11 protein-coding genes and 1 pseudogene are annotated in these 11,776 nt (G+C 46.8%); 7 read left to right on the top strand and 5 right to left on the bottom strand.

What is annotated here, in order from left to right; all coding sequences use genetic code 11:
• Positions 1-220 precede the first annotated feature (220 nt).
• Complete coding sequence (locus L4D76_RS00160) at positions 221-832, top strand: transglycosylase SLT domain-containing protein (RefSeq protein WP_428438923.1); 612 nt, start codon at positions 221-223, stop codon at positions 830-832.
• Between the two features lie 100 nt (positions 833-932).
• Positions 933-1,451, top strand: coding sequence for an S-ribosylhomocysteine lyase (gene luxS, locus L4D76_RS00165; RefSeq protein ID WP_428438924.1), 519 nt, complete (start codon positions 933-935; stop codon positions 1,449-1,451).
• Between the two features lie 99 nt (positions 1,452-1,550).
• Here luxS and L4D76_RS00170 read toward each other — a convergent pair whose 3' ends face one another.
• Together L4D76_RS00170 and L4D76_RS00175 are read right to left on the bottom strand one after the other, a co-directional pair.
• Positions 1,551-2,828, bottom strand: coding sequence for an HlyC/CorC family transporter (locus L4D76_RS00170; RefSeq protein WP_428438925.1), 1,278 nt, complete (start codon positions 2,826-2,828; stop codon positions 1,551-1,553).
• A gap of 89 nt (positions 2,829-2,917) precedes the next feature.
• Positions 2,918-3,715, bottom strand: coding sequence for a cytochrome C assembly family protein (locus L4D76_RS00175; protein ID WP_428438926.1), 798 nt, complete (start codon positions 3,713-3,715; stop codon positions 2,918-2,920).
• A 173-nt stretch (positions 3,716-3,888) separates the two neighbouring features.
• On the opposite strand from L4D76_RS00175, the gene ffh reads away from it, so the two are divergent.
• The 5 genes from ffh (at position 3,889) to rplS (ending at position 7,410) form a co-directional block, all read left to right on the top strand.
• Positions 3,889-5,256 carry a signal recognition particle protein gene (gene ffh, locus L4D76_RS00180; protein ID WP_428438927.1) on the top strand — a complete coding sequence of 456 codons (1,368 nt, stop codon included), beginning with the start codon at positions 3,889-3,891 and terminating at the stop codon, positions 5,254-5,256.
• A 181-nt stretch (positions 5,257-5,437) separates the two neighbouring features.
• Complete coding sequence (gene rpsP, locus L4D76_RS00185; RefSeq protein WP_428438928.1) at positions 5,438-5,686, top strand: 30S ribosomal protein S16; 249 nt, start codon at positions 5,438-5,440, stop codon at positions 5,684-5,686.
• Between the two features lie 29 nt (positions 5,687-5,715).
• Entirely contained in the window at positions 5,716-6,249 is a 534-nt protein-coding gene (gene rimM, locus L4D76_RS00190) for a ribosome maturation factor RimM (protein WP_428438929.1), read from the top strand.
• Positions 6,250-6,275: 26 nt separating this feature from the next.
• Positions 6,276-7,022 carry a tRNA (guanosine(37)-N1)-methyltransferase TrmD gene (gene trmD, locus L4D76_RS00195; RefSeq protein WP_428438930.1) on the top strand — a complete coding sequence of 249 codons (747 nt, stop codon included), beginning with the start codon at positions 6,276-6,278 and terminating at the stop codon, positions 7,020-7,022.
• Positions 7,023-7,056: 34 nt separating this feature from the next.
• Complete coding sequence (gene rplS, locus L4D76_RS00200) at positions 7,057-7,410, top strand: 50S ribosomal protein L19 (RefSeq protein WP_107257073.1); 354 nt, start codon at positions 7,057-7,059, stop codon at positions 7,408-7,410.
• 361 nt (positions 7,411-7,771) lie between these two features.
• Here rplS and L4D76_RS00205 read toward each other — a convergent pair whose 3' ends face one another.
• The 3 genes and pseudogenes from L4D76_RS00205 to L4D76_RS00215 form a co-directional block, all read right to left on the bottom strand.
• Positions 7,772-9,256 (bottom strand): carbon starvation CstA family protein, encoded by a 1,485-nt coding sequence (locus L4D76_RS00205; protein WP_428438931.1) that lies wholly within the window; start codon positions 9,254-9,256, stop codon positions 7,772-7,774.
• A 250-nt stretch (positions 9,257-9,506) separates the two neighbouring features.
• Positions 9,507-10,220, bottom strand: coding sequence for a two-component system response regulator BtsR (gene btsR, locus L4D76_RS00210; RefSeq protein ID WP_428438932.1), 714 nt, complete (start codon positions 10,218-10,220; stop codon positions 9,507-9,509).
• Positions 10,213-11,776: pseudogene (locus L4D76_RS00215) on the bottom strand (LytS/YhcK type 5TM receptor domain-containing protein); the annotation flags it as partial. The pseudogene L4D76_RS00215 and the gene btsR, both read right to left, overlap by 8 nt.

An 11,776-nucleotide genomic window follows, 5' to 3' on the forward strand; every position in this document is an offset into this window, starting at 1 on the left:
AGCCTTGCTGCCCATAAACAATTTCGCAGGGATGACGACACAATAACTGCCCGTCTTTTATTATGACCGCGATAAACACATTTGGTTCAACCCGAGACCAAACTGACAAAGGATGTGTACTACTCCGCGTTTTACCGACCGTTTGAAGATACATTAAACAGCTGAAAATAGTGGTTATTACATTGAAATTATTTTGGTACATATTCCATTGAGTGAAAATATGTTTTTGGCTGCGCGCGTAGTTATGCTTTCCGGTTTAGTGTTGGTGATGAGCGGTTGTGCGACCCCACCTCCTAAAGATCAATCGAACGTTTGCAATATTTTTCGTGAAAACCCTGATTGGTATGAAGATGCCATCGATATGCAACAAGAGTGGGGGACACCGATTAATGTTGCGATGGCTTTCGTCAAACAAGAAAGTAGCTTTCGACATGATGCTCGTCCCCCCAAAGACTATGTACTTGGTTTTATTCCCTGGGGCCGGGTGAGTAGTGCTTATGGCTATGCTCAGGCGCAGGATCCTGCCTGGCAAGACTACCAAAAAGCGACCGGTAATGGTGGCTCCCGAACCGATTTTGGCGATTCGCTGATGTTTGTGGGTTGGTATACCCATGAAACTCAGCGTCAGCTAGGGCTGTCTAAATGGGATGCCAATGGCCAGTACCTTGCTTACCACGAAGGACGGGGTGGCTATCAACGAGGCACCTATAAGAGTAAGCCGACACTGATAAAAGTCTCTCGTAAAGTGGAGCAACAGGCAAAAAATTATGGTTGGCAATTGAAGCAATGCCGACAGGAGCTGGATGATAATCGTAGCTGGTGGCCGTTTTAAGACGGTGGCCATCATTGCCGATATGGACATTAGCGCCATACTTAAAAACAACGGGTATAGGTAACGTGAGAGAAACTCATGGGCAAAGGAGAAGGAAGTAATGCCGTTATTAGATAGTTTTACCGTCGATCACACTCGGATGCATGCGCCAGCGGTACGCGTGGCGAAAACCATGCAGACGCCGAAAGGCGATACCATCACTGTTTTTGACTTACGTTTCTGCCGTCCTAATATGGATATTTTGAGTGAGCGAGGCATTCATACTCTCGAACACCTGTATGCCGGTTTCATGCGTAACCACCTCAATTCCGATCAGGTAGAAATCATTGATATCTCACCAATGGGGTGTCGCACCGGTTTCTACATGAGCCTGATCGGTACGCCCAGTGAGCAGGATGTTGCGGTGAGCTGGCGTGAGGCGATGGAAGATGTACTGAAGGTTGAATCGCAAGAGAAGATCCCTGAACTGAATGAATACCAGTGTGGGACTTATAACATGCACTCGCTGGATGAGGCGAAAGCGATCGCCAAAAATATTCTGTCACAGGGGATCGATGTCAATAAGAACGATGAGTTGGCATTACCGGAGTCGATGCTACAAGAGCTTAGCGTGAAGTAATACCAATCGGTACAATGGCTAAAGCGCACAGAATGGAAGACAAAAAAAGCCGGCAATCAATGCCGGCTTTTTGTTAAGAGACGTATTCTGCCCTGAAACTTATCCTGTTTTCTTCAGCAGGGTAGGCAGTACTTTTACCAGTTTGATCATATTCCCGGAGACTTCCATGATTTTCATTTGACGGCCGGAAACTTCAATACTGATCTGGCTATCAGGGATATCTTCTAAATGCTCTAAGATCAAACCATTGAGGGTACGCGGACCATCAGTCGGAAGATCCCAGTTCAGGCTCTTATTCAGATCGCGAATATTGGCGCTGCCTTCAATCAGTAAACTGCCATCTGCCTGTGGGGTAATTTCTTCGGCAAGGGTAGGAGATATGGAGGTCGTAAATTCGCCGACAATTTCTTCCAGAATATCTTCTAAGGTGATCAACCCCTGGATGTCGCCATATTCATCGACAATCAGACCGATACGTTCTTTGTTGCGCTGAAACTTCAGTAACTGGATGTTCAGTGGTGTGCCTTCCGGAATGAAATACACTTCATCGGCAGCCCGTAGCAGGTTAGCTTTACTGAATTCGTTTTTTTCCATCATCAGGCGATAGGCTTCACGAACACGCAGCATACCGACCACTTCATCGATGGTATCGCGATACAGCACAATGCGTCCATGGGCAGAATGGATCAGTTGTCGGGTGATGGATTTCCAGTCGTCATTAATATTGATGGCTGCAATGTCACTGCGCGGGATCATCAGATCTTCGACGGTGACGTTTTCCAAATCTAAAATAGACAACAACATATCTTGGTGGCGGCGAGGAATAAGGCCGCCCGCTTCGTCCACAACGGTACGTAACTCTTCAGAGCTAAGCTTCGAATCATTCATATTGTCGACTTTTAAACCCATCAACAGCATGAAGCTATTGGTAATGCCGTTTACGAACCACACTAACGGGTAAAGCAGTTTCATCAGAATATTGAGAATAATACTGCTGGCATAAGAGACGCGCTCGGGGTAAATCGCGGCAAGGGTTTTCGGGGTCACTTCAGCAAAGACGAGTACCACCAGGGTTAAGGCACCTGTCGCAATGGCAACGCCCAAATCACCATAAAGTCGCATACCAATAATCGTGGCAATAGCAGAAGCCAGAATGTTGACCAGGTTATTCCCGATCAAGATAAGGCCGATGAGGCGGTCGGGGCGAGACAGCAACTTTTCTACCCGCTTGGCCCCGCGGTGGCCTTGATTAGCGAGATGCCGCAGCTTATAGCGGTTGAGCGACATCATGCCAGTTTCAGAACCGGAGAAATATCCGGAAATGACGAGTAGTAACACCAGAAGGGAGAATAATACTCCCGTGGATATGTCGTCCAAAAATCTAGTTCCTTAACGTGTCTGTTACAATATAGTTGTACTCATTTGAGTATGAGTGTCAATGAGAAGTTAGTTGTAACGAGGTGTTTTTATCCGCCGATAATGATCTCTTTAACAAAACGACTGCCAAAGTAGGCAAGGGTAAGTAAAAAAGCACCTACCATGCTGAACCAGACGACCCTGCGGCCGCGCCAGCCGCGATGGTAGTGGCCCCAAAGCAAAGTACTGTAGACCCCCCAGGCCAACAGTGACAACACCGCTTTATGGGTTTTCCCCTGGGCCAGCATGTCCTGAATAAAGATCAAGCCAGTTATCAAGGTCACCGTTAGTAATGTATTGCCAACCAGAATGATCTTGAAAAGCTGCCTTTCGACCATCATTAAAGGAGGAATGTTCGGATTAATCTGCAGGCTTTTTTTGGTTTTTAATTTATGATCTAACCAAGCGAGTTGAATCGCATATAAGGTTGCGATCATTAAGGTAGAATATGAGAACAAGGCCAGAGAAATATGCAGCAAGACTTGCGGCTGGGCTTCTAAATGGGTAATAAAGGCACCAGGTAACAGCGTAGCTGCCGATAAGTTAATTGCGGCAAAGCTATATATGATAGGGAGCAGAAACCATACGCGCATACGTAACATCGCAAATGTCGTTAACGTTGCGATGATCAGGCTGATCAGCGACGCGACATTCAGTATGCTCAGGTTCTGGCCCGGGCCACCCAGTATTAAATCTTTTAACAGCAGAATATGTAACGCAATCGCCACTAAGGCTGAAAAAAAGACCGGCTTGATTTTAATACCATTACTATTGGTTAAGCCTGGAACAACCAGACCCAAAGCGAGAAAATAAAAGCAAGCGGCCATTAAGGCAATCAACATATCCATAGTAAACTGGTAACTAGTTAAGATGGTTAGAAGCCGCAATTATACCCTGCTCAAACAAGAGTCGCTATCTATACATGAAAGCAGATGCAGGATTGCGGTATACTAGCCATATCACCCACATATAATCTATGTGAAGCAGTACTAATATTAGTTGCGTAACGAGCGAGTAGCACATGTTCGAAAATTTAACGGAGCGTTTATCGCGAACGCTTAAGAATGTCAGCGGCCGTGGTCGCCTAACGGACGACAACATCAAAGATACGCTGCGTGAAGTACGCATGGCGTTACTCGAAGCTGATGTTGCGCTTCCGGTTGTACGTGAATTCGTCAAGCGCGTAAAAGAGCGTGCTGTCGGTACGGAAGTCTCAAAAAGTCTGACCCCGGGTCAGGAGTTCATCAAAATCGTTCAGGCTGAGCTTGAGCTGGTTATGGGTGAATCCAATGAAGCGCTGAATCTGGCTTGTCAGCCGCCAGCGGTTATCTTGATGGCTGGTCTGCAAGGGGCGGGTAAAACCACCAGTGTAGGTAAGTTAGGTAAAGTACTTAAAGAGCGTGAGAAGAAAAAGGTTCTGGTTGTTTCTGCCGATGTTTACCGCCCGGCGGCGATCAAACAGCTAGAAACACTGGCCAGCGATGTTGGTATCGATTTCTTCCCGTCTTCAGCCGATCAAAAGCCGGTTGATATTGCTAAAGCCGCGCTTGAGCACGGTAAGCTGAAATTTTATGACGTGGTGATTGTCGATACCGCAGGCCGCCTGCATATCGATGAAGAAATGATGGGCGAGATCAAAGACGTTCATCAGGCTATCAACCCTATCGAAACCCTGTTTGTGGTTGATGCCATGACCGGTCAGGATGCTGCCAATACCGCGAAAGCGTTTGGCGAAGCATTGCCGTTGACCGGTGTGATCTTGACCAAGGTTGATGGTGATGCCCGTGGTGGTGCGGCGTTATCTGTTCGCCATATTACCGGTAAGCCGATTAAATTCTTGGGTGTCGGTGAAAAAACTGACGCACTAGAACCGTTCCACCCGAACCGTGTTGCATCACGTATCTTAGGTATGGGTGACGTACTGTCACTTATCGAAGATCTAGAGCGTAATGTTGACAAGAGTAAAGCTGAAGAGCTTGCGAAGAAGTTTAAAGAGAAGAAAGGTTTTGATCTTGAAGACTTCCGCGACCAGCTTCAGCAGATGAAGAACATGGGCGGCATGATGGGCATGATGGATAAACTGCCCGGCATGTCTCAGTTGCCTGATAATGTAAAAGATCAGGTTGATGACCGGATGTTCCTGCAAATGGAAGCTATTATTAATTCCATGACCAAAGGCGAGCGTGCGCGTCCTGATATTATTAAAGGCTCACGCAAGAAGCGTATTGCGATGGGCTCCGGTACCCAGGTGCAAGACGTTAACCGCATGCTGAAACAATTTACCCAGATGCAAAAGATGATGAAGAAAATGCAAAAGGGTGGAATGAAGAACATGATGCGTAATATGAAGGGAATGATGCCGGGTGGTGGCATGTTCCCAGGGCGTTAAGATCTTCATTTTTATAGGATTTACTCTTTTATTTCTATTTGGTTGGTGAAAAAATAGCTAAAGCTGTTGCATTCACCCGCTCAAAGAGTAAAATTCCGAGGCTTTATTTTTTGGCACGGGCCCCGTTTTTTTTAGACGGGGCCGATTTTATTTACAGTAATGCAAAACTAAAGAGGACGATATGGTTACCATTCGTTTGGCACGTCACGGCGCTAAGAAGCGTCCATTTTACCAAATCGTTGTTGCTGATTCTCGTTGCGCACGCGACGGTCGTAACATCGAAAAAATCGGTTTCTTCAACCCGCTAGCTAAGGGTCAGGAAGAGCGTCTACGTCTAGACCTTGACCGTGTAAATCACTGGGTTGGTCTAGGCGCAACTGTGTCTGACCGCGCAGCTAAGCTAATCAAAGACGCTTCTAAAGCAGCTTAATTAGCTATATCAGGTAGAGATAGAGAACTATGAGCTCACAAAACCAAGACTTAGTTGTTGTCGGTAAACTGGGTGCCACCTACGGTATCAAGGGTTGGCTCAAGGTTTTTTCCTACACTGAACAGTCTGAAAGTATTTTCTCCTATCAACCTTGGCTTATTAAAGTGAAAGGTGAATGGAAGCCAATCCAGATTGAATCCTGGAAAAAGCATGGTCAGGGCATGGTGGCTAAGTTAGAGGGCCTGGACATCCGCGAGGATGCACAACTGTTCACTAACGCTGAAGTCGCTGTACATGCCGATCAACTACCCGCACTGTCAGGAGAAGAATTCTACTGGCGTGAATTGTATGGCATGTCTGTTTTCACTACCGAAGGTTACGACCTGGGTAAAGTAACAGATATCCTGGAAACAGGGTCAAACGATGTATTAGTTGTGAAAGCTAACCTGAAAGATGCTTTTGGACAAAAGGAACGACTAATTCCGTTCCTCGATGAGCAGGTCATCAAGTCGATTGATCGCACTGCTCAGCGGATCGAAGTTGACTGGGATCCTGGATTTTAACCTCTGGTAATATAGCGAGCGAACACATGTGGGTTGGTGTGATCAGCCTTTTTCCTGAAATGTTCGGTGCCATTACCAATTTTGGGGTAACAGGTCAGGCGGTAAAAAAAGGCCTTTTATCTGTCGAAACGTGGAATCCCCGTGATTTTACGCACGACAAACACCGTACGGTAGATGATCGACCATACGGTGGCGGACCTGGTATGTTAATGATGGTGCAGCCCTTGCGCGATGCCATTCATACTGCCAAGCAGTCTGCTAAAGGTAAGGCTAAAGTGATTTATCTTTCACCTCAGGGTCGTAAGCTTGATCAAGCGGGCGTTGAGGAACTGGCACAAAATGAGAACTTGATTCTTATCTGTGGCCGTTATGAAGGGGTAGATGAGCGCATTATCCAGCAAGAAGTAGACGAAGAATGGTCTATTGGGGATTTTGTGCTGACTGGGGGTGAGCTGCCAGCCATGACCTTAGTTGATGCAGTGGTTCGGTTTGTGCCGGGCGTACTGGGTGACTTTGCGTCAGCAGAAGAAGATTCTTTTGCAAATGGTTTGTTAGATTGTCCACATTACACGCGTCCCGATGTGTTAGACAGGCAGGAGGTACCTAAGGTACTGATGTCGGGTAACCATAAGGATATTAGTCGCTGGCGATTGAAACAATCGCTGGGCCGTACTTGGCTTAGAAGACCAGAGCTCCTGGAAAACCTAGCTCTGACTGACGATCAGGAATTCTTGCTCGCGGAATTTATTCGCGAATATAAAGCAAGCAATTAATTAATTTAGTATCAGTTTATTCTAGGGTATACCAATGAGTAACATCATCAAGCAGCTCGAAGACGAGCAACTTAAACAAGACCTACCAACTTTTGCACCTGGTGACACTGTTGTCGTTCAGGTTAAAGTAAAAGAAGGTGACCGTGAGCGTCTACAGGCGTTCGAAGGCGTGGTTATCGCTAAGCGTAACCGTGGTCTACATTCTGCATTCACTGTTCGTAAGATCTCTAACGGTGAAGGCGTTGAGCGTGCGTTCCAAACTCACTCTCCAGTAGTTGATAGCATTACTGTTAAGCGTCGTGGTCTAGTACGTCGTGCCAAACTGTACTACCTACGTGAGCGTTCTGGTAAAGCAGCACGTATCAAAGAGAAACTTGTTCGCAAGTAATCTTAAACGTATGACGTTTATTGAAAAAGCCCACCGAAAGGTGGGCTTTTTTTTATGGTGATGAAAGCGATCCTAGGCCCTAGGAAAATAAGGTTCTGGGAAATAACGAAAAGATTCGACATGTTGAAGCTGAAAAATCAGACTTCTCCCAGAATCCCAGAATCCCAGAATCCCAGAATCCCAGAATCCCAGAATCCCAGAATCCCAGAATCCCAGAATCCCAGAATCCCAGAATCCCAGAATCCCAGAATCCCAGAACCCAGTTCAAACGTGACCGAAAATAGGACCGCTTTTTGTAATAAAAAAACCAGCCCCGAAGGACTGGTTCAAAATAAGCGAAAAAGCTTAGGGGCAAGAGCGGTTATGCGGTTTCCAGCTTGCCTTTGGTTTCATCTTCATCAGCAAGGTCGGTTTCACCTTTGCCTTTTGATTTCTTAATCACAAGTGTCATTATAGCCAGGGCCGCGATAACGCCGGTAACCGTTGAAGCCACTATTGGTAGGCCGAAACCCAGTTGGCTGTTATTCAGAATGAAGGTGATACATACCGTGGTCATGAACAACGCAGGAACGGTTGCCACCCAGTGCAGCTTGTTGTGACGCAGCAGGTAAGCAGAAGCTGTCCACAGCATCATGACCGCCGTTGACTGGTTCGCAAAACCGAAATAGCGCCAGATAATACCGAAATCAACCTGAGTCAGGATACCGCCGAGAACAAACAGAGGCAGTGCCATTAGCAGGCGGTTACGCAGCGATTTCTGTTCCATGTTGAAGTATTCAGCCAGGATAAGGCGGCTTGAGCGGAATGCGGTGTCGCCCGAGGTGATCGGCAGGATAACCACACCAAGGAAAGCAATGACACCGCCAAATACACCGAGCAGCCCGATAGATGAATTGTAAACTACGCTGCCCGGACCACCGTTGGAAATGGCTTCAGACAGTGACTCAACAGAGCCGAAGAAAGACAGGGCAAGTGCACACCAGATCAGCGCGATAATCCCTTCACCAATCATTGCGCCGTAAAAAACAAAACGACCGTTCTTTTCATTTTCCATGCAACGTGCCATCAGAGGAGACTGAGTCGCGTGGAAACCCGAAATAGCACCGCAAGCGATAGTGATAAATAGTGCAGGCCATAGTGGCAGATCGTTCGGGTTCATGTTGGTGAACATCTGGCTCATTTCGTAATCGCCAAGTAGTGTGTGCTCACTGGAGAAGGCGATAGCAGTGATAAGGCCGACAGACATGAAGATCAGCAGGGCACCAAACAGCGGGTAGAAACGACCAATGATTTTATCAACCGGTACAATCGTTGCGATGATGTAGTAAGCAAAGATAATCACCACCATGGTTGTCATCGACAGACCCATACCGGTTTGCTCGTTAACCAGATTCGTGATCATGCCAGCAGGTGCCGATACGAAGACCACACCCACCAATAGCAACAGTACGATAGCAAAAATATTCATAAAGTGTTTTGCACCGTTGCCCAGGTAGCGACCGGTAATTGTCGGTACTGAAGCGCCGTCGTTGCGTATTGATAGCATGCCTGAGAAGTAATCGTGTACTGCACCGGCAAAGATGCAGCCCAAAACAATCCATAGCATTGCGGCCGGACCGTATAAGGCACCCATGATCGGACCGAAGATTGGCCCGACACCGGCAATATTCAGCAGCTGTACCAGGTAGACTTTTTTGTTTGACATTGGCACGTAGTCAACGCCGTCTTGTTTACTGTAAGCCGGTGTCTGGCGTTTTTCATTTATACCAAATACTTTTTCAATAAAAGCACCGTAGATAAAGTAACCACCTACCAGTGCAGCCACGCAGAGTAAGAACCAAGTCATAATATTATCTCGCTGTGATGTTTTGGGTTTGTTTACTGCTGTCATCTTAAAGCGCTCAGGCACAGATGCACGGGGTAATACAGCGAGCGGTTATATGGCTGGGCGAGTGGTCGATGGGGCGTTTAAGTGGTTTCACTTAGTCAGCTAACGTTCAGGTTTCTTACCGTTGAGATAAAAAAACAAAAAAGGGATAAACCTTTAATCTGTTTATGATCAATTGATTACTGGCTGATTGGGTTTTATGGGTTGGTTAGCTTAATCCATAACGATCTTTGAGTTCTTTCAGGTAGCGGCGACTGACAGGAACCTGATGGCCATGCAAAGTGGTAATTTCTGCCAGTCCATTTTCCAGCAATTTGATCTCGCGGATCGCTTGCGGATGGATCAGGTACTGGCGATGGCAACGGATCAACGGGGTTTTTTCTTCTAATATCTTTAAGGTCAGCTGGGTTGTTGCCGTGGTTTCAGTACTGACAATATGCACTCCAGACAGATCTGAATAAGCAAGCTCAATTTCAGCAGGGCGGAGCAGCAAAATACGGTTATGGCCTGTGCAGGGGATAAGTTCCAGCATCTCAGTCAGTAAAGGTGAGTAGTCTTTGACTTCACATTCTCGCTTTAACCGATGAATGGTTTTGTTTAAACGGGCCACTTCAACCGGCTTGAGCAGATAATCGAAGGCATTGTCTTCGAAGGCTCTGAGGGCATATTCATCGTAGGCGGTGACAAAAACCACCTTCGGCATGGTCTCGGGATCGAGCATGCTGAGCATTTCAATTCCGGTGATTTGCGGCATTTGAATATCGAGAAAAATCACATCAGGTTTCAGTGCATTGATTTTTTTGAGTCCTTCAATGGCGTTGTTGCAATTGCCGATAACCTCAATGTCGCCAGTATCATGCAGCAAGTCGATTAACTCTTCTCGCGCATACCGTTCATCGTCAATGACTAATGCCTTAATCATGTTGTTTTTTCCCATTGCTATGTTGCCTCTCCATTGGCACGGTGCTGCTTTCTATTGGTCTCGTCTCTTCTGCGGATAGCGCATTATCTGCAGGTAGAGCAATGGTCGCCTTTGTCCATGCATTTCGCTGGCAGGTCATGGTCACTCCGTATTGCTCACCAAACATATTTTTCAGTCGCTTATCGACAATTTTCATTCCCAGCCCGCTCTCTTCGCTGTCTGAACGATAGTTGCCGGCATTGTCTTCCACGGCCAAAATGATCTGTCCGTTTTCTGAATAGCCTCGAATAATAATTTTACCATTTTCCAGCAGTGACGAGGTGCCGTGTTTAATCGCGTTTTCAACCAGAGGCTGAAGGGTAAAGGTGGGTAATTTTACGGTCAATAACTCAGGCTCAACGGCTATTTCAACATTAAGGCGATCAGAAAAACGTGCCAGTTCAATTTCTAAATAGGAGTGAACATGGTGCAGCTCTTCTTCTATGGTAACGGTTTCGATGTTCTGTTTTAAATTACGCCGGAAAAACTGCGCTAAATGCCGGATCAGATCCCGTGCTTTATCCGGGTCTCGGCGTATTACGGCATTAATGGTATTGAGTGCATTGAACAAGAAATGCGGGTTAACCTGGGCTTGCAGCAGGCGTAATTCAGCCTGAGTCAGCAGGGTTTGCTGTTGAATATAACGTCCCGTTAATATTTGATTCGACAAAAGTTTTGCAATCCCTTCACCGAGTGTCAGATTGACGGTAGAAAATAGCTTACGCTTAGGCTCATAGAGTTTAATCGTGCCCAGCACATCGTTGTTTCCTCCCATCAACGGGATCACCAGCGCTGAGCCCAATGGGCATTTTTCATGCAGTGAACAGCGATAAGGCATCTCATAACCATCAGCATAGACCAGTTCACCGTTATCAATGGCGCGGCGGGTGTAACCTGAAGAGATTGGGGTGCCTGGCAGGTGGTGGTCATCACCGATACCGATAAAGGCGAGAATTTTATCCCGATCTGTGATGGCAACAGCGCCGACGCCGGTTTCTTCATAGACAATTCGGGCTATCTGTTTGGTGTTTTCCTGGTTGAATCCCTGGCTGAGAATACCCACCGAACGTTGGGCAATTTTTAATGCCAGGCTTGAAAAGGCTGCAGAGTATTTTTCATAGATAGTTTTACGATCCCGAATGATACTCATAAAGAACGCGGCCCCGAGCGAGTTGGCAATAACCATTGGCAAGGCGATAGCACTGACGAGATGCAGCGCCTTATCATAGGGTTCGGCCACGATCAGAATAATAAACATCTGGATGATTTCAGCAACTAAGGTGATGGTAAACACCACAAAAGGTTTATACAGCTGATCAACCTGACCGCGCCGGACATAGTAACTGTGTAATAAACCGCCTAGTACCCCTTCGGTTGTTGTTGAAATGGCACAGGCAACATCAGTAAAACCGCCCATGCTATACCGGTGTAATCCGCCGGTCAGACCAACCGCAAAGCCAACGATTGGCCCGCCCAGCAAGCCCCCCCATAACGGCGCCAATGGCTCGGGTATTGGC

The sequence above is a fragment of the Photobacterium sagamiensis genome, assembly GCF_050337085.1.
Lineage (GTDB): Bacteria > Pseudomonadota > Gammaproteobacteria > Enterobacterales > Vibrionaceae > Photobacterium > Photobacterium sagamiensis.